The sequence below is a fragment of the Pseudoalteromonas sp. SS15 genome (genome assembly GCF_049257195.1).
Classification (GTDB): Bacteria; Pseudomonadota; Gammaproteobacteria; order Enterobacterales; family Alteromonadaceae; genus Pseudoalteromonas.
Window position 1 is genome coordinate 95750 of sequence record NZ_JBMMUD010000010.1, and the last position, 19560, is coordinate 115309.

Below are 19560 nucleotides of genomic sequence, written 5' to 3' on the forward strand. Positions count from 1 at the left end.
CTTACTAGGAGTTGCGTGGGCTAATTTGACGTTTTTGTCAGTACAGTACTTTACCTCCTCGAGATTACTCCTAAACTTATAGGTTAGTAAATCAGGCTTACAGAGCATGGAATTAAGATGCATAGTAATTCTCATAAACGAAATAGAGCAAAAGGATCGTTTCTAAAATACTGTGCTTTTTTATTTTCATTGTGCTTTTCTAATATTACCCATGGCCTTAACCTAGTCACCAGCGAAGGGCCACCTCATACCATAAATCATCAACTCTACAGCGGCATAGATTTAGATGTGATCAAAGCCGTGCTCAGGCAGCTAGGTTATTCTGTTAATTTGCACTTTGTCGCGCTCGGCCGTGCAGAAAAATTAGTTCGCTCTGGCCAGTACGACCTAATGGCACCGATATTCTTTGCAAAAGATAGCGATAACTTTTATATCAGCGACCCTATTGTTACCTATAAACCTATGGTGTTTTCTTTATCTGAGCGTAATTTATCTCCCGACTCTATCAGCGATCTTGCAAAGTATTCTGTGATTACTTTTCAAGGTGCGCCGGGCTATTTTGGCGATGAGTTTAAAACCATGTCGGAGCAAGCGCGATATAAAGAGTCGGCAGATATGTCAGTGATCCCCGAGATGCTGGCTAAATCCCGTTACGATTTTGCAGTATTAGACCAATATATTTTCTATTATTTCTACCGTTTGAACGACAAACAAAGAGCCATAGATATCTTTAAGCATCATTACTTAATCCCACCTGTCACCGCCAGTGTCGCTTTTAAAGATAAAATGCTCAGAGATAGGTTTAATTTTGAATTAAAGAAGTTTAAACAGGGTAAAGGCTACGCCAAAATCGTTGAAGCTTACCTGGGGCGAATGGAGCAAGTGGCCTTGACTGAGGCTCAGTAGTTTTGCTGATTGTCTGTAACAATATTTGCAAACTCTATAGGGGTTTTTCTTAACGCTTTTGATATTCCCTCAGGCTCAATCCAAACTGCTTTTTAAAGGTGCGGCTCAAATGCGCGCTGTCTGAGAAACCTGCAATATACGCCGCTTCTGTGGCGGTTTTTCCTTGTTGTAATGTCTGTACTGCACAGATCAAACGTCGCCATAATAAATAAGGTCGCCAGGGGATTTGCATGGTGTCTTTAAATAAATGCAAAAAGCGACTTTCTGATAAGTTGAGCTCAATCGCAATGTCTGCTGCGCGCCACTGTTGTGGTTTCACACACTCATGACCAATGCAGCGATTAAGCTTATCGAGTAAGCGAGCTATACGTGTATCAAGTATGGTTTGCGGTGCTGTGGTTAAAGGTGATGGGGTTTGAGGTACCGTGGTTTGAAGTGCAGGGGGTAAACCACACAAAGTGAGTAACTCACTTAGGCTTTGAGTACTGTCTAAGTTCTTATTAATTTTTATTTCAATAAATTCTTTATCAGCCAGTTTTGCCGTAAGTTGCTTGCCAAGCTTGCAGCTTGGCTCAATTAAGATCACCCATCCAGTTTGCATGGTGAGTTGATGACTGACAGCTTGATTAATGATGTTTGCACCAGTGAGCTGTATTGCATCATGATTTGGCAGAGTTAGGCGCATATCTGCGTCACCCATGGGTAAGGTGATCTGAATAAGCGTGTGTTGGTGTGCAGCCGTTTCTGGCACTGCGCCAAAAATAGCTAATACGCCGGGCTCGATAAGTAATGGGCTAGATGTGTGCTGCTTCATAGATTATTGGCAATAAAAAACCGAAGACATTGCTTCGGTTTTATCAACTATTTGCATAACTTGCTAGTTATTACTTATGCAAACGCATCTTGTAGTGGTGGTACAACTTGCTTCTTACGGCTTAGTACACCATCTAACCATACGCGGCTTTGCTCAGGCGCAACACCGTAAGCACGCTCAACAATGCCTTCGTCATCAGACGCGATAAGCATTTGTGAACCTTCTTTCATGATGTCTGTAAGTAGTAAGAATACAGAGTGACGGCCGCCTTCTTCTTTCAGCTTTGCAATGTCAGCTTCAAGATCAGCTTTGATGTCGTCAAATACAGCTAGGTCGATAACTTCTAACTGACCGATACCGACTAGGTTACCGTTCATGTTGAAGTCTTTAAAGTCACGCATAACTAAGTCGCGAGCTGGCGTGCCTTCAACCGCTGATTTAACTTTAAACATTTCCATGCCGAATGCTTTGTAGTCTTCGATACCCGCGATTTCAGCCAGTACTTCAACACATTTGATGTCAGCAGTTGTACAAGTTGGTGACTTGAAGATTACTGTGTCAGATAGGATTGCACCTAACATAAGACCTGCGATGTTCTTTGGAATTTCAACACCGTAGAAGTCATACATCATCTTGATGATGGTGTTTGAACAACCTACAGGGCGGATCCAACATTCAAGCGGTGTAGACGTCGTTAAGTCGCCAAGTTTGTGGTGGTCAACAACACCCACAACCGTTGCTTCATCAATGTCATCTGGTGCTTGTGTTTTTTCAGTGTGGTCTACGATGTAAACCTCTTCACCTGCATAGCTCATTTTAAGCTCAGGTGCTTCAAAACCAAACGTGTCTAAAATATATTGTGTTTCAGGTGTCACATCGCCTAAACGTGTTGCGATTGCTGCTTCACCAATTTGATTTTTTAAATACGCAAGTGCAATTGCACCACAAATAGAATCTGAATCTGGGATCTTATGACCCACTACATACATTGCCATGGACGGAACTCCTTAAATTTTGCGCGATATTCTAGCAAACAATCACGACAGTTTAATAGCAAGTCGACGCATTTTTAGACCTAAATCTAAGCCTAACCGAAGCAAAACAGGGTAAAAGCATGCTCCACAGTGAAGATGTTTTTCGATACACTGCAAAACGACTATTTAATAAAAGCAATAAAGCACAGAGGCAAGCGCATGGGATTGAGTCGTAAAGCATGGAATAACGTGGTGATCTTCGCCATGCTGATCATGATCTTCTTTTTAAATGGTCTGCATCATAAGCTCAACCCAAATGAGCAAGCGTCTGGCCCCCAGCGACTCTTACCCGAGCAAACATTTGTACTGACATTGGCTTTTCCTGGCTACAAAATTGAGCGCATTGGCACCGCTTGGCGTAGTGAAGGGCCGTGGCAAGTAAGTCCAAATCAACTGCCTTTGTTGATTGATGCATGGCAACAAGTTGAGTTAGAGCTGACAGATATTTCTTTGCCGAGTAGCAAAGCCATCAGTGTTGCGCAGTTTTGGTTAGCTGGTGAAGAGTTACCTTGGAGCTTTCAGCTTTATCAAGACGCCGAGCAATACTATATTTTTGATAAGCAGCAGCAATCTTGGCTGATCTTAGAATCAGAGCTAGCGTATCAACTGTTTGAGCCGCTCAACTTAGCGCAAGCAACAGCACAGTAACCTCAACATATTTAAAGAAAGAGACATTAGAGAACCTCATGCCTGAATTACCAGAAGTCGAAGTCAGCCGTTTAGGCATTAGCCCACACATTGAAAAGCAAACAGTCAGCAAAGTCTTGATCCACAATGCAAGTCTTCGTTGGCCAGTGCCAGATGAAGTGAAAGACATCGAAGGGCTGATGATTAACAGTGTGCGCCGTCGAGCAAAATACTTAATGCTCGCTACGGATATTGGCAGTGTGATTTTACACTTGGGTATGTCGGGGCATTTGCGCATTGTGCCAATCAGTGAGCCGCTGAAAAAGCATGATCATGTTGAAATCCACTTCGATAATGGCAAAGCGTTACGTCTAAACGATGCTCGTCGTTTTGGTGCGTGTTTATGGCAAGCACCGAATGAATCTCATGCGTTGTTTGCAAAGCTTGGGCCTGAGCCACTCACCGATGAATTTACTGCCGAACATTTATTTGAGTGTTCTCGTAACAAGAAGGTGCCTATAAAGCAATTTATTATGGATAACCATGTGGTTGTGGGGGTAGGTAATATTTACGCCAACGAATCGCTGTTCAAAGCGGGTATTCATCCAAAACGCGAAGCGGGCAAGGTGTCATTAAAGCGCTATAAATTACTCACGCCAATTATCAAAGACACTTTAGCTGCGGCAATCACCCAAGGCGGCACAACACTGAAAGACTTCGCACAGTCTGACGGTAAACCGGGTTATTTTGCCCAACAATTACTGGTGTATGGACGCAAAGGCGAAGAGTGCGTGACGTGTAAAACTGTGCTGAAAGAAATTCGCTTGGGGCAGCGAAGTACCGTGTATTGCCCTAAGTGTCAGAATTAAATGCGAATTTTTTAGTGTCTAGCCAGTATCTTCTATTTCTAGTTGCGCTGTACCTTTTTTAATCGTATCGTTAACGGCCATGATTTACAGAGACTAATATTTTCACAGCTGTATTTTTACATTTCTTAAATAAGGATTATTTATGGAAAAAAGTTATCTGACTGCTTCATTGAAAGATAACCTGCTTAAAAACAAAGCAGGTCTTGTGTCATATGTTTTCAGTCTGATTGTTATCTTGTTCATGATAATGACCAGCAGTGGAACAAAGGTATTGCCACTCTTTTTTGCGATGGGTCATATCGCTTTGGTTATGTTACTTAGGCAGGGACTAGTTGGAGAGGCTTGCAATGCAAAAAAAGCACATTATTTAAATAGATATTTGCCAGTAACACGCAAGTATGCAGTTTTTTATCTACTTCATGCCATATGTGCCGTTGCTTATACATATTTAGCTATTACGCAGACGCTAAATTTTGAGCAAGGCCTCGCAGTTTTTGGGTTGTCGTTGTTATTTACCCTTTTAATCTCTGTGCCTTTAGTTAAAACTTCAGCTCAGCATAATCATATAATTAGTGTAAAGCCAAGTATTCAACTAATACTCAAGACGATTTTATTGACTACTTTGTCTGTAGTGGTGCTAGCTAATTTTGCTACAGAAATAACATATCAGTACTTTTTGGCATTTATTTTCTCACACTTTATTGTTTGGTTTTTTCATCATTCTTGGTTAAGAGCGTGACGAGAATAGTTACAATACAAGTGATTTATGAAGCCGGTGCAAACCGGCTTTATTTTTTATAGGCTAAAACTTAGCAAGCCATAGCAGCTTTACTGAATGCTGAACATCTATAAAGTGGGCAGTCAGTTAAGCAAGAGATACAGCTAAGCGCTGGGTTAGTGTATGTACCACCTGCAACAGCAGCCGTTTGCTCGTTATTCATCTTACTCTGACTTAAGTTTTTAAGCTGTTGCTTCTTAATTTTATTTAGTTTCATTTTATGCTCCTTATATTTTGTAGTACTTATCGGTAAATAAGCACTACAAAAATTGCACAAAAATCAGTCTAATTAAATTGAAGAAATTTAAACTCACAGCTAAACATGTGTACAGTCGGTGGCTGTTTGAAAAATGTTCAACAACAGGCTTTTAAAAGCTGTTTTTTCGTTTAAATAGCTTAAAGTATGAATATTTTTAAACTTCGAGCGCATCTTGTTTAGATACTTCGCTGTCCGCTTGATAACACCACGCCGATAATATCTGTGTCACTTGCCTAATACGTAACTCAAAGCTGCTTTTTAATGCGCGCTCGTGAATGGTGTGGTCGCCGTCACCATAGGGGCCAAAGCCATCTAAGGTTGGTACACCTGCTGCGCTGACAACGTTTGCATCTGACACACCGCCGCGTTGCTCGGTTTTCAGCGGTTCATCTAAGATCATGGCAATCTCGTCGAGTAACTGCTGTTGCATTGCATCAGGGCTCATCACGCCACGTTGCAAGCCACCGTTAACGTTGATTTGCACACCAGTGATCTCCATGGCGAAGCAGATATTTTCTATGCCTTTGAGTAAACGTTGTTGCTCTTTAAGCGTTTTAAAACGGGCTTCGACCATCATATTGGCTTTTGGTGAAATGGTATTGGTGCTTAAACCGCCTGAAATTTTACCAACATTCACGGTGCTGCCTTTTTTTAAATCGGTCAGCGCTGTCATCTCGGTAAGCATATTTGCCAGTGCATAGTTGGCATCGATGCCATCGGCATAATGATTACCGGCATGGGCAGCTTTACCAATTATTTCAATATCGAACGTGGCAATGCCTTTTCGGCCAATGACGACCTCGTGATCTTTACCCGCCGCTTCAAATACTAAACATGCGTCATAGTCTTTGGCGAGTTTTGCAGTTAAATATTTACTGTCATCGCTGCCAGTTTCTTCATCACTGACCAATAATAAATCGATGTTGTAGAGAGAACCAAATTGCGCTTTTAAATTACGAAGTGCATTTAAGGCAACAAAGTTACCACCTTTCATATCGCACACACCAGGGCCATACACCCAGTCGTCATCTTGCTTAAATTCGGTAAAGGTATTGGGTGGAAAAACGGTATCTAGGTGGCCGAGCAATAAGACTTTCTTACCTGCTCTTTTAGGGGTATGGAAAAGCAAGTGGTCACCAATATTTTCTCTTTGGTAACGGGTCATAGCAAAACCCAAAGGCGCGAGCAGCGCAATCATTTGCTCGCCGTGTTCATCAATCCCTGCTTTGTTTTTACTGTGAGAATTACAACGAATAAGGGTTGCTAATTCTGCAAAATCTATCGGTGTCATAACGGATTTCCCTGTATTTAATTGCCGCCAGTTTCTCGACACTATGTTTCAAGGAGGTGAATGTTTTATGAACAAATTTTGTTCGATGCAATTGGTCAAAAAAGTGTCATCTTGATCCGTTTAAATTGCGGCCAACAGCGCAAATAACCCTTTTGCATTAGACCCGTTTTTGAAAACAAGGAGCACATTGTGACAGCACCTCATGTAGGCATTTGGATGTACGAAAATGGTGGCGGTAAAGCCATCGAGCAAAAGCTAGTTCACGCTTTGGCTGAGCGAGGCATTCAAACCTCAACAGGCTTAAATTTAAGAGATGCTAGAGCGCAGGGCGGCTCAATTATGTGTAATGGCATCGCCATGGAAAAGTTAGATACGTTCTTGAGCTATAACGCAGGGCAGCAAACTCAGTATCAGCTTTACTTGTATCAAACATTGAGCGAAACCATTCCGACACTGAATAACTACAACGCTTTCTCAATTGCTGAAGACAAATTCCGCACCTCTCACTTACTAAGCTCGCAAGGCATCGTCACACCAGATTATCGCTTATGCCACAAGAACGACATGGACGGCTTAAAGTCAGCCATCCGAGACTTCGGCGGCAAGCTGGTTTACAAACCAACCGACGGCTGGGGTGGCGTGGGCATAGTAAAAATTGACTCTGAGCAGGCGCTCGACATGTTAATGCCCTTTTTAAGCCGCACCGACTTACGTTATTTCTACGTAGAGCGCTTTATCAATTATGACAACACCGACTACCGCATTGATATTGTTGATGGCAAATGTGTGGGCTGTTATGGCCGTAAGGCACCGAAAGACGATTGGAAAACCAACATCACCAGCGGTGGCTCTGTATTCGTGCGCGAGCCAAGTGACGAAGTGGTCGATATTGCAGTTAAAGCCACACAAACGCTCGGTTTAGAGATCGCAGGTGTTGACCTTATTTACGACCGAGAGCGAGAAGAATATGTGGTGCTTGAAGTGAATACCATTCCTGCCTTTGCCACGCCCGAACAAGAAGCGCTGGGGATTAATTTTAATCACAGCAAAATCTCGGCCATGGTCGAGCTGATAGACAAAACTGTACAACGCAAACTTTCACTGCAATCTGCCAAGGTGGCTTAAATCATGACGAAGAAAACCTCACTGCCAAAAATCGGTCTGCTTTATTTAGACTATGTACTGCGCTTTTTTGATAAATCTAACTTTAAAGGTTGGCCCGATAAAATTGAGCAAGTGACCTATCATTGGGGCAATGACAAAGCCCGCTTTATTGCAGAAGTGAAGCGTAAAAAAATCGATGTGTTAATCGGTAATATTCCAGCTACAGCGTACGAGACATTTCGTGACATTGCTCGCGCTCTTCCTGAAGTACGTTTTTTGCCGTCGCTAGATAGTCAGTTTTCCAATAAATCAAAAGAAAATGTGACGCACTTTTGTCGCAAATACGACTTACCTATCCCGCATACTGAAATTTTCTATATTCCTGAAAAAGCACAGTCTTACCTCGCGTCGGCGACTTATCCGAAGATTATTAAACGTTCTTACGGCCCATCTAATTATGGTGGCTACTTTGTCCATAAGGTAGATAGCTACGAAGAAGCGCAGAGCCTGCTGAGTGAAAAGCGTTATTACCCAGTGTACGTACAAGATTTTGTGCCGATGGAAGCAGATATTCGCGTTATGTTGATTGGTCACAAACCTGTTTGTGCGTTTTGGCGTCGTCCGCCTGAGGGGGAGTGGCTCACTAACACCAGTCAGGGCGGTAGCATGGATTACCAAGGTATTCCAAAGTCAGTGCTTGATTTAGCGACCAAGACTTCAAAAGCGGCAAATGCAGAGTATTGGGCATGTGATATTGCGCTAGGCAAAGATGGCAAGCTACGAATTTTAGAGTGTGCGACGGCGTTTGCAGCCTTCCCTTATATCCGTGATTGGATAGGCCAATACTTGATGTGGCTATTAGGCGAAGGGCGTTTCCGCAAACCAAATATTCCTATTTATAACTGGGAAGAGCTGGGCAAAATCGATGCACGCTTTCTGCGTACTATGCGCCATATTGGATTCTCTCAATATACCCCAAGCCAAGACTGCGGCGAATTATTTACCGATATGACAGAGCAAAGGTATCCAATCTTTGATACCCAGTACCGCGCGGGTGAAGAGTGGCCGAGTGAGATCTGGAATCTACAAGATAACTTTAAGTTGCCTGCCAAAGTGGTGCCAGCGTCAGCCATGCAACCTGTGCCGGGCAGTGATGAAGTCATGCCTGAAACCGATTTACCGAATGTGGCTTTTGATGAGTCACAAATTCGCGCCATGCTGGGTGAAGTCAAAGGCGTGGGTGACAAAATGATTGATGACATCTTAGCGACCTTTGGAGCAACTGGTGTGGTTGAGGCCTTAAATACTGAGCCTGAACAGCTGTGTGTTGTTAAAAATCTCAAAGCGAAAAAGCTAGAGAAAATCGTCGATCACTGGCACGCCTTTACAAAAGCATAAACGGGAAGCAGGCATGAAAATACAATACGCGTCGTATCAAGACACCATCGATTTTTTACAAAAAGCGATGAGTGAACATCCGCATTTAATACGTCTACAAAGTATCGGTGAAACTTGGGAGGGCAGGCCCATTATGCTGGTTACTTTGTCATTAGATGTCACCTATGCGGATGACAAACCCGCGTTATTGTATACGGGCACCATTCACGCACGGGAATGGATAGGGAATGAGTTAGCGATCAAGTTTATTCAGTATGTCATAGACAACTATCGCTTTAACCCTAAGTTACAAACAGCGTTAACACGGAACACGTTGTATATGGTGCCCTGCCTAAACCCTGACGGCTTTGAGTACTCGCGTAATCACTTTTCATTTTGGCGTAAAAACCGCCGCAATAATGGCGATGGCACTTTTGGAGTGGATCTTAATCGCAACTTTGACGCTAAATTCATGCGAAACAGCAATACGCAATCGAACACTTACGGTGGTCCGCATGCGTTTTCAGAGCCTGAAACCTGCGCCATTCGTGACTTCGTCGAAAAGCGCAGTAACATTTGTATTGCCCTTGACTACCATTCTCAAGGGAATGTGTTCTTTCCGGCCCATAAGTTTAATCACGAAGTTGAGATTGAAGGCACAGATTTAAATGTGTTGTGTGCCAACATGAATAACGAGATTAAAAAGGTCACGGGTCGCCAGTATGGTATTCATCGTGGCAAGCCGCCTGCACAGCTTATTCAGGGCAGCGGCCGCGAGTATTACTATCGCAGAGGGATTATTGCCACAGTTGTCGAGGTGGGTACCCGCAACATTCCTGATTATATGAAGAATATGGCGCAGAGTGTGGCCGAGAATATTCCTGCGGTTGCGTACGCTTTGGGTGAAGCCATTAACTACTCAAACCTTGCACCTGCAAGAGTGCCAGATTTCACCATAAAGCAAGTGGGTCACGATAGCGTAGAGCTTGAGTGGGAATATGAACAGCGCGAAGACATTTATTTTGAATTGTATCGTGCTGAACATAATAAAAGCCCCTGTAATGAAGCCAACTTAGTGGCAATTACCAAGTCATTGTCGTTCACCGATACTCAACTAGAAAGCGGACAGTTTTATTTTTACAACATTCGCGCTGTCGATAAAGTCACTAAAATTAAATCGCCGTTTAGCCCTGAGCTGCGTTTAAAAACCTTATTGGCAGAGCATCAATGTAGTCGCACGCTATTCCCAGCCAAAGAGCAAGTTGGGTATTTAAGTGCTAACTATCAGCAAAAGGCACGCGAGCGCTTTGGTTATAACTCGATGTTCATTGGTGTCGATAAAAAGCGTGGCACGAGCGTGGGTGTCGTGGTATTCGATTTGGCGAATATCCCAGAAGGCTCGCATATCGATCGGGCGGAGTTTTTCTTATACCCGATGAATCGAGTGAACGCGAAAATAGAGAAGTATGGTGAATGGTCGATATCAGTGCTCGATCCAAATCAAATCGACAACATTTATGACTACAGTGCCATTTGTGAAGCGCCCGCTTTACATACGCTGGGGCAAACGATTGAATCAGATAAAATGACTCAAGGTATTTGGCTTAAATGGAAGTTTAATGGCGTAGAGCGAGATTTGATCTCTCAACTGTTAGACGATCAAAAACTGATCTTACGCTTACAAGGGCCAACCAGTTTACCACTAGGTAATGACTCACAAGTGATGCAATTCGACATAGGTTATGGGCCATTTGGCAGCGGCTTACACTATCGTCCTAATTTAGAGTTGGTCTATCAACTGCCAGAACAAAGCTTAAAACTGACGCCCAACAGCTGTAATACCATTTACCAAGAGAAAGTGATAGCGGATAGCTTATGTTCAGGTTTCGACGACCAAGGTGAAATCGTCTACGGGCAAATGGCGTTTGAGCATCAACATGAGTTAGAGCCAGAGAAAACCGTATTCACCCAAGCTTGCTTAACCTTGTATAGCCAAAACTCACTGCCATCGAGCAAAGACGTACGTTTTACCGTCGAGCTGGTGGAGTTAAAAGACGTTGACTTTAAACACGTTAAACAGCGTCAGAAAATTGAATATATCGGCTATGAAGTGAGTAACGCCCAGCTTAAAGAGCGCACTGCCCATGATTTTATGTTTGACAGCTACAGCTTGAAGGAGCTGGCGCGCTTACATCAAACACAAACCCCATATTACTTTGTGATCCGCGCCACCGCTGAATCTCAAGCTAAAAATGCGTTAATTGAGTGGAGTAATGCAGAGCTGAATATTCGCTACATAAACCGGCGTAATCAAGCTTTACCCGCACCTACAGAGTTACAGGCACAGGTTGAAAATGGAGTAGTAAAACTGACTTGGCAAAACCCAGAAAACGATGATTTTGTCGGCTGTTTTGTGGTGCGAAATTGCTTCCACCCACCGCGTTCTCCGTTTGATGGCGTAAAGCTATACGGTGGGCCAGATGAATATACGCTCGATAATTTTGGTAACCCTGATATCGCTAAATACTATGCGGTGTTTAGTTATGACCACGCGCCGAATTATTCGGAGCCCGCGGCGGTGTATTATTTGGTTAAGCAGCCAGTTGATGCGTAAATAAATAGTTCTTACTTTCTGATTTTATTAAAGTTAACGAATTATTTTACCTACCTAGGTCTAATACTTTAAAGCTAAGCATAGTGATATGATGTTTAGCTTTTTCACATTTGATGTATTGGAGTTGTTATGCGTCGATTGTCTATTGCCATGGTTGGGTTGGGTGATATTGCTCAAAAAGCATATCTGCCTATCGTCACTCAACATCAAGATATTACTCCCATTCTGTGTACTAGAAATCAAGAAACATTGTCAGAGCTACAGTCTAAATATCGCGTAGAGCAAGGTTTTACAGATTATCAGCAGTTGTTAGCCAGTAAACCTGATGCAGTTATGATCCATAGTCATACGAGTGCGCATTTTGAAATGGCTAAACAGGCCTTAGAGGCCAACATAGCCACGTTTGTGGATAAACCTTTAGCTGATAACCTAGAGCAAGCTGAAGAGCTTATTGAATTAGCAAAACAGCAAGATATGCCTTTATTCTTAGGTTTTAACCGCCGTTTTGCACCTAAATTAACAGCAGCGACGATAGAGCCAATAAGGCATTTACGTTGGCAAAAGAATCGCCATAACTTGAGTGCCCCAGCTCGTAGCTTTGTGTTTGATGACTTTATCCATGTGATTGATGGGTTGTGTTTTTATGCTGGTGTTCAAAGTTTCTCTGATTTAAATGATTGGCAAGTTTTTTCTCAAAAAACATCGGAAGGAGACATTGTTGCTGTACATATTCAATTCACCCATCAGGGACGGTTATTTCAGGGCTCAATGGATAGATACAATGGTAAAGCAGAAGAAGTGATTGAGATAACGGGCGCTCATCAGAAGTGGCGTATTAATGCTTTAACAGAGGCTGTATTGATGCAAGATGATGCCAGTTTCAATCGTAGCTTTGATGACTGGCAGACAACTTTGTATAAGCGTGGTTTTGATGACATGTTAACGGCTTGGTTAAACGCAATAGCGCTCAACAAAGCTGATAATATTGAATTACAGCGAGCTTTATTAACGCACCAACTTTGTGAAAAAGTGGTGGCAGCAATTTCATAGCTTAAAAATAAAGGCCACATCGGTGGCCTTTATTCATATTGATTTATCTTCAAAATATTTAAAGCTCAAAAGGGGCAACACCCACTGCTTGCATGGTGTAACCGGTCTGCGCTAATTCGCCACTCCAAGTTTCGACTTTGATAATCCCTGTGACTGTGATTGCATCGTATAAACTTTCGATTGGTACACCGTTTTTGATTTTTACATGGACGATCTGATTTGGTGGTGGCGGTGGCACGTGAATACACGCGCCAAAATACGGCACCAATAGAAACTCAGTGATCACTTCGCTGTCACCTTCAAGGGGTACAACAAAACCCGGCAAACTCACCGACTGACCATCTAATGCTTTTACTACTGGGGCATCTAAATCTGGTTGCACCCAATTTTGGTCTGCGCCATCGTGACTGGCTGCGTCTTGATTGCTAATTTGCACATGACCTTGTGGGATTAAGTCTTCCCAAAAAATTTCTTTCGGTGCTTGGGCAAAACTCAGTGCGCTAAAGCACAAAGCAAAGCAGAGTGAAAATAATTTCATACTTAAGATATCCTCTTATACCAATACTCTTAATTAAGTAGTCTATTTTGAGGTGAGGGAAACTTGTCGATAGCAAGGCAAAAATTTTGCTATTTAGTTATTCTAAATAAGAAATTTTTAACATAGCTAGCGTCAGTTTAAGTCCCTCAAAATAATTACGTATTATTGAGCATTGGTATTAAACTTTAATACTCATGCCGTCGCTGAGTGAATAATAATAGGCGCGCATTGCAGGGAAGAGTCCCATCACAGTGCCAGCCAGCATAATAGCGCCCAATAGCTTAACTTCATAGCTGCTGAGCATAGAAAGCGACAAGCTAATACCAAACTGTGCCTGTAACACAGGTTGCGCTAGCAAGATTGCCACAAAGAATAACGTCGTGCCGAGCAGGCAACCGAGTAGCGTGATGATCACCGCTTCACTGGTTAGCAAACTGAAAATATGCCAAGGGCGTGCGCCGACAGATCGCAGAATGGCCAGCTCACGACGTCTTTGATTGAGCGTTGCTAGTAAGGTTGTCAGCATACCAAGTAAGCTGATGATCACCACCACGATTGAAAACAGCAATAAGACCTTTTCAACAATATCTAACATGCCCCACAGTTCACGCAAGGTGACGCCGGGCATAATGGCCAGCAGTGGCTCACCTTGATATTGGTTGATATTACGGCGAACTTGCAAAGTATAAAGAGGTGAATCAAAACCCATTAAAAACGCAGTGATTTGTTTAGGCTCACCAATTAAATCGCCCGGCTCACTCTCAACAGGCTGGTGGGTTTTATGCTGATGTTCCCCATGACTATGCTCGCCATGACTATGGTCGTCATGACTATGGTCGTCATGACTATGGTCGTCATGACTATGGTCGTCATGACTATGGTCGTCATGACTATGGTCGTCATGACTATGGTCGTCATGCTCGTGGTGTTCATCGTCATGTTTTTCATGTGAGTGATGATCATGATCCTCGTGTTTATGCTCATCACGAGAAAGAGCAGCTTCGTTTGTTGGTTTGTTAATGGCCTTACCAATCATGCGTGGCGATTTGTTATGACCGGAGCCATGCATTTCATCAATGGCGATGAGTGGCACATGCACGGTGCGATCAACAGGCGTGCCGGTCGGCTTTAAAATACCGACTATGGTCATTGGATTATCATCATGATGGTGAAAGCTGGTGTTACCCATACCATGGGAGATCACGATTTGTTCTCCGAGATGGTAGTTGAGCTTTTTCGCTACATCGCTGCCAAGAACCACTTCGCAACCATTATGAAATGCGCGGCCATGTGCAAACGCCAGCATTTGCTTTTTCCCGTAACGGAAATGTGTGAAGTAGCTGCTATCTGTGCCTAATACCGCATGTCCTTTGTGACTGTCGCCAAGACTTATCGGGATGGTCCATGCCACGCCGCGTTGCTGTTTAATATATTCATAGCTTTGCCACTGCACGGCATTATTAGCATGACCTATACGAAAGACACTTGAGAGCAACAGCTGTATGTCGCCCGTGCGTGCTCCGACAATTAAATCGGTGCCAGAAATGGTATTGGCGAAGCTGCTTTTTGCTTCTTGTCTCACTCGTTCAATTGAGAGTAGCAGCATCACACTGATGGCAATGGTGAATAGAGTGAGTAGTACGCTCGATTTACGATTCCAACTACTTTTGAAAGCCAGAGATGCTAAGTTCATTGTGCCGCTCCGTTGATCTCATTCAAACTCACTTTTCTATCGAATAGCTGCGCCAAGCTGTGGTCGTGACTGACAAATAAAATAGTAGCTTGGTATTTTTCAGCTTGGTTAAACAAGGTTTCTATAAAGGCTTCACGGCTGTCGGCATCAAGCGCCGAGGTAGGTTCATCGGCAATGATAAGCTCTGGCTGACCTATGAATGCCCGTGCTGCCGCTACTCGCTGCTGTTGGCCGATACTTAATTCACTGACAGATTTAGCTTGTAGAGTGTGGTCTATCCCTAAATTTTCTAGCAAGCTAATAGCGCTTTGCTGTAAAGACTGGGTGAGTTTGCTTTTTCGCATTTTAGAGTATTGGCAGCCAAGCATGACGTTCTCAATGGGGTCTAAAAATGGCAGCAAATTAAAGTTTTGAAAAATAGTCCCAATATGATCTGCCCTAAATTGGTCTCGTTTTGCAGCTGAAAGTTGACGCATTGGCGTATCTAAAATTTTAATATCACCCGCTTGAATGGCATTAATCCCCGCTAATAATCCGAGCAGGGTCGATTTACCACTGCCACTCGGGCCGTGTAAAAATATCCGTTCGCCTTGGCTAATTGTTAACTCAGCAATATCTAGCGTAGGGGCGGGGTGTTTAGGCCAGCTAAATACGAGGTTGTTTATCTCAATCATAATGGGCTCAATAAACTAAAAACACTGTGATGGTATAACAGTTTTCTCATCGGCTAAACTCTGCTCGGTTTAATTACCAAAATTCAACGATAAACCCCACATTTAGCAACATAAGAGTTCGGGTTTAGTTTGTGATTTAAGGGTCTTGCGATTATTATATGCACTTCTAACCCCCTCATATTTTTTGCACCCCTTAGCAAGGTGCATCCGGCCTTGGAGTAATAATGAGTAGCTACAAAGTTTTAGAAGTGAATGATGATCTACCGATCCGCACAAAAGGTGCCGTTCACAGTGGTAAAGTTCGTTCAGTTTATTGGTTAACCGACGAAGACAGTGCGCGTTTAATCGAAGAAAAAGGCTACGATGTACCTAAAGGTACGGAGCTGGCGATCATGGTAATTTCTGATCGTATTTCTGCGTTTGACTGCATTTGGCAGGGCGAAAATGGCTTAAATGGCGTACCAGGTAAGGGTATTGCACTTAACAGCGTGGCATCACACTGGTTTAAGTTATTCGATCAAGCAGGTCTTGCGGGCAACCACATTGTAGACATTCCGCACCCTTATGTGTGGATCGTACGTAAAGCAAGCACGGTACGTGTTGAAGCGATTGCGCGTCAGTACATTACTGGCAGCATGTGGCGTGATTACAGCAAAGGCGTACGCAACTTCTGTGGTATTGAGTTACCAGAAGGACTTGAAGCTAACCAGAAGTTAGACGAAGTACTGATAACTCCGTCTACCAAAGGCATTATCACTGACGTACCAGAAGTACCGCCAGTGGATGATGTCAACATCACACGTAAAAACATCACGGATAACCTAGCGGCATTTAACTTCAAATCAGAAGCGGATGTGGCTCAGTACGAAAAGCTTTTAACTGAAGGTTTTGCGCTGATCAGCAAAGAACTTGCTGAGCTTGATCAGATCTTTGTTGATACCAAGTTTGAGTTTGGTTACGTAGAGCAAACCGATGGCACTGAGCAGCTTATCTACATTGATGAAGTCGGCACGCCTGATTCATCTCGTATTTGGGATGGTCCAGCCTTCCGTGACGGTAAAGTAATCGAAAACTCGAAAGAAGGCTTCCGTCAGTTACTAATCAATAACGTGCCAGACAGCGATGTATTGCTTAATAAAGATAGAATGCCTGAGCGTGAGCAACTGGCACAAGATTACAAGCTACCAGTCGATGTGATGATGTCAGTATCAGACACTTATGTAGGTATCGCGAGTAAGATTGTAGGCAAAGAATTAACAATCCCTGCCGACCCACGTGCAGAAGTGATTGCTATTCTAGATAGCGAATATGGTCTTATCGACTAAGTTGTTCGCTAATGTGATTTAATAGGTCATACCTAAAGCTATTAAATCTTTAGCCTGATAATACTAAAAACTTGTATTATCAGGCTTTATTCTCAAAACCCTTGCAATTATCAAGGTTATCCCTTTATCTTTACTAAGATCTCGGTCAATGAATTTAGGGCAATATTGGTCTATATTCATAACCATCTCTGAATTCTAATTTTTACTGCGTAACTTGTTGTGACTATGTTTAGTGAGCAGCGTGCAAAAGGAACATCATGAGCACCACTTTAAAACAACGTATTATTTTACTGTGTGTCGGGCTTGTATTGCTTACAGCAATCACCAGCTTAGCGAGCTTTTGGTGGTCAACAAATCAATATAACGACAAACAAGTTCAGCAAGGCATTAAAGTTGCGCAAAATGTTTACCAACAATATTTAAAAGCCAAAGAGCGCTTATTAGTGACCGCTTCTACGGTACTGACTGCTGACTTTGGCTTTAAGCAAGCTGTGGCGAGTCGCGATCAAGACACCATTCAAAGTGCGTTGTTTAATCACAGCAACCGAATTGATGCAGATATTATGCTGTTGATGGATTTAAAAGGTAATGTTATTGCGTCTAACAAAGATGGATTAGTGTTACCAAATAATAGCCAACAGCTGATGAAGCAACTGCTAGGTAATGGCAAAGAATCAACTTTTATAGTGATAGATAAGCAGCTCTATCAGGCCATTATTTTGCCAGTAAAAGCACCACGCACCATTGCATTGAGTGTGGTTGGTTTTGCTGTCGATGAGAAGATAGCAACAGAGCTTAAAGAACTAACGGGTGTCGAGATGAGCTTCATTTCTCACGCTACGGGTCTAAAAGCCAGTTCAATAGAGCTACCAAATGAACAAAGCGATCTTCTAGCCTTCATTCATGGGCAAACAACAACACGCTGGCTTTCTGATTACCCTGTTTTTATAAGTGCCGAAGTGCCTTTACCAGCTTTATCGAGCAATCCCATTAGCGTTATCCTTAGTGCAAACCTCACAGAGCAATATGATGAATTTGATCAACTAGTATTAAGTATCATTTTATTGTCGTGCGGTACTATAGTGCTTGGCTTCTTAACCAGTGGCTTCTTAGCAAATAACTTGACGACCCCACTTCAGCATTTGACTGAGATGGCAAAGCGCTTCTCAAAAGGGGACTATAGTGCGGGTTTAACGGATCACAGTCCAAGTAAGGAGATCTGTGAGCTAGTAGATGCTTTCCAAGAAATGGGTGAAGACATTCAAGCTCGTGAGAAGCAAATTCGCTTTCAAGCTCAGCACGACCATTTAACGGGCTTTTATAATCGCTCTGCGGCCCTAGAACGTCTTGCAAAGAAATTAACAAGCAATCCTACCTTATATTTAATTGCGATTGATATACGAGGTTTACGCCACATCAATGACAAGCTTGGTCCACGAGTCGGTGATGATTGTATTCGCGCGGTTGCTAAGCGAATTGAAGAGGTCACCAAAGATTCTAATGGTTTACATGCACGTATTGGTGGCGATGAGTTTTTAGTGGTTATGGAGCCCACAGTGGGCAGTACTGTTGAAGCCTGTGTCGCAAAGCTTAATCAAGCATTAGTAAAAAGCTACATGATCCGTAATTTAGATATATCGCTGCGCTTTAGCATGGGTGTGGTGATTTATCCCGAGCAAGCTGATAACCCAGAAGACTTGGTGCGTAGAACTTTGATAGCAGTCGATACTGCAGCGCAAGATAGTCATGAGATTTACTATTATCAAGATGGTGAAGATGAAGAACACTTAGCTCGACTCAAGTTGATTGATGAATTAAAGCAGGCACTTACGAATGATGATGGGCAACTATTTATGGCCTATCAACCTAAGTTAAACTTAAAAACACAACAAATTGATAAAGTTGAAGCGCTGATCCGTTGGCATAAACCAGACGGGCAATGGGTTTCTCCTGAGCTATTCATTGATTTAGCTGAGCAGTCAGGGTTGATTGTCGATTTAACTCAGTGGGTTGTTACCACTGTGGTTAAGCAGGTTGCCTTGTGGCAACAGCAAGGGTTAAATATGAAAGCGGCCATTAATGTGTCGGCACAGGATATCGCCCATGATGACTTTTTCCCACATTTAGAGTCTCAATTAGCGTTATTTAAAGTACCTCCCGCACTCATTACGATTGAGCTCACAGAGCGTGACATGATAGAGAATGAAGAGAAAGGCATCGCTGCGCTCAAGGCTTTAAAAGCGTTAGGTGTGATGATTTCCCTAGACGACTATGGTGTAGGGCAAACGTCTCTCGGACGTCTTAAAATGCTGCCTATTGATGAGTTAAAATTAGATAAAGTGTTTATTCTAAAACTTGATGAGTCGCAGCAAGATCAACACATTGTGCAGTCAACAATTACGCTGGGTCATCAGTTAGGCTTTTCTGTGGTTGCAGAGGGGGTTGAAAACTTAGCGTCTCTTAATCTATTAGATCAAATGCAGTGTGATTATGCGCAAGGATATTATTTAAGTAAGCCGCTCCCATCGACTGATTTTTTGAACTGGTTAGGTGATTATCATCAGGCTGGTTGATTTATAAAGTTATAATAAGAGTAAATAAAAAACG

The 19560-nt window shown here is 42.9% G+C and carries 17 protein-coding genes; 10 read left to right on the plus strand and 7 right to left on the minus strand.

The window, feature by feature from the left end:
- Window positions 1–117 precede the first annotated feature (117 nt).
- Complete coding sequence (locus tag AAEU28_RS18245) at window positions 118–906, plus strand: substrate-binding periplasmic protein (RefSeq protein WP_421965385.1); 789 nt, start codon at window positions 118–120, stop codon at window positions 904–906.
- 49 nt (window positions 907–955) lie between these two features.
- Here AAEU28_RS18245 and AAEU28_RS18250 read toward each other — a convergent pair whose 3' ends face one another.
- The gene (locus AAEU28_RS18250; protein ID WP_421965386.1) at window positions 956–1720 is read right to left on the minus strand and encodes a helix-turn-helix domain-containing protein; all 765 of its coding nucleotides are present in this window, start codon (window positions 1718–1720) and stop codon (window positions 956–958) included.
- 74 nt (window positions 1721–1794) lie between these two features.
- Window positions 1795–2715, minus strand: a complete 921-nt coding sequence (locus AAEU28_RS18255) for a manganese-dependent inorganic pyrophosphatase (RefSeq protein ID WP_421965387.1) — start codon at window positions 2713–2715, stop codon at window positions 1795–1797.
- Window positions 2716–2850: 135 nt separating this feature from the next.
- Here AAEU28_RS18255 and AAEU28_RS18260 point away from each other — a divergent pair, with 135 nt between their 5' ends.
- The 3 genes from AAEU28_RS18260 (at window position 2851) to AAEU28_RS18270 (ending at window position 4989) form a co-directional block, all read left to right on the plus strand.
- On the plus strand, window positions 2851–3402 hold the full coding sequence (locus AAEU28_RS18260) for a hypothetical protein (protein WP_249297233.1): 552 nt from the start codon (window positions 2851–2853) through the stop codon (window positions 3400–3402).
- Between the two features lie 38 nt (window positions 3403–3440).
- Window positions 3441–4250, plus strand: coding sequence for a bifunctional DNA-formamidopyrimidine glycosylase/DNA-(apurinic or apyrimidinic site) lyase (gene mutM / locus AAEU28_RS18265; RefSeq protein ID WP_421965388.1), 810 nt, complete (start codon window positions 3441–3443; stop codon window positions 4248–4250).
- Window positions 4251–4392: 142 nt separating this feature from the next.
- Window positions 4393–4989 carry a hypothetical protein gene (locus tag AAEU28_RS18270; RefSeq protein WP_421965389.1) on the plus strand — a complete coding sequence of 199 codons (597 nt, stop codon included), beginning with the start codon at window positions 4393–4395 and terminating at the stop codon, window positions 4987–4989.
- Window positions 4990–5059: 70 nt separating this feature from the next.
- Here the strand turns inward: AAEU28_RS18270 and AAEU28_RS18275 are convergent, their stop codons facing one another.
- Window positions 5060–5245, minus strand: coding sequence for a hypothetical protein (locus tag AAEU28_RS18275; RefSeq protein WP_421965390.1), 186 nt, complete (start codon window positions 5243–5245; stop codon window positions 5060–5062).
- 196 nt (window positions 5246–5441) lie between these two features.
- Window positions 5442–6578, minus strand: a complete 1137-nt coding sequence (locus AAEU28_RS18280; RefSeq protein WP_421965391.1) for a M20 family metallopeptidase — start codon at window positions 6576–6578, stop codon at window positions 5442–5444.
- Window positions 6579–6767: 189 nt separating this feature from the next.
- Between AAEU28_RS18280 and AAEU28_RS18285 the strand changes: the two genes are divergently transcribed.
- From AAEU28_RS18285 to AAEU28_RS18300, 4 genes are all read left to right on the plus strand, one after another.
- A complete protein-coding gene (locus AAEU28_RS18285) occupies window positions 6768–7703 on the plus strand; it encodes an ATP-grasp domain-containing protein (RefSeq protein ID WP_421965392.1) in 936 nt (311 codons plus the stop codon).
- Window positions 7704–7706: 3 nt separating this feature from the next.
- Complete coding sequence (locus tag AAEU28_RS18290; RefSeq protein ID WP_421965393.1) at window positions 7707–9080, plus strand: ATP-grasp domain-containing protein; 1374 nt, start codon at window positions 7707–7709, stop codon at window positions 9078–9080.
- Between the two features lie 13 nt (window positions 9081–9093).
- Window positions 9094–11673 (plus strand): M14 family zinc carboxypeptidase, encoded by a 2580-nt coding sequence (locus AAEU28_RS18295; RefSeq protein WP_421965394.1) that lies wholly within the window; start codon window positions 9094–9096, stop codon window positions 11671–11673.
- A gap of 129 nt (window positions 11674–11802) precedes the next feature.
- A complete protein-coding gene (locus AAEU28_RS18300; protein WP_421965395.1) occupies window positions 11803–12723 on the plus strand; it encodes a Gfo/Idh/MocA family protein in 921 nt (306 codons plus the stop codon).
- Window positions 12724–12781: 58 nt separating this feature from the next.
- Here AAEU28_RS18300 and AAEU28_RS18305 read toward each other — a convergent pair whose 3' ends face one another.
- From AAEU28_RS18305 to AAEU28_RS18315, 3 genes are all read right to left on the minus strand, one after another.
- Window positions 12782–13261: a DUF3299 domain-containing protein gene (locus AAEU28_RS18305; protein WP_138628404.1), complete on the minus strand. Its 480-nt coding sequence runs from the start codon at window positions 13259–13261 to the stop codon at window positions 12782–12784.
- Window positions 13262–13439: 178 nt separating this feature from the next.
- Window positions 13440–14954: an ABC transporter permease gene (locus tag AAEU28_RS18310; protein ID WP_421965396.1), complete on the minus strand. Its 1515-nt coding sequence runs from the start codon at window positions 14952–14954 to the stop codon at window positions 13440–13442.
- A complete protein-coding gene (locus AAEU28_RS18315; RefSeq protein ID WP_421965397.1) occupies window positions 14951–15628 on the minus strand; it encodes an ABC transporter ATP-binding protein in 678 nt (225 codons plus the stop codon). Before AAEU28_RS18315 ends, AAEU28_RS18310 begins: the two co-directional genes overlap by 4 nt.
- A gap of 224 nt (window positions 15629–15852) precedes the next feature.
- Here AAEU28_RS18315 and AAEU28_RS18320 point away from each other — a divergent pair, with 224 nt between their 5' ends.
- Window positions 15853–16953 carry a phosphoribosylaminoimidazolesuccinocarboxamide synthase gene (locus AAEU28_RS18320; RefSeq protein ID WP_138478363.1) on the plus strand — a complete coding sequence of 367 codons (1101 nt, stop codon included), beginning with the start codon at window positions 15853–15855 and terminating at the stop codon, window positions 16951–16953.
- 257 nt (window positions 16954–17210) lie between these two features.
- Window positions 17211–19526, plus strand: a complete 2316-nt coding sequence (locus AAEU28_RS18325) for an EAL domain-containing protein (protein ID WP_421965398.1) — start codon at window positions 17211–17213, stop codon at window positions 19524–19526.
- Window positions 19527–19560: the final 34 nt, after the last annotated feature.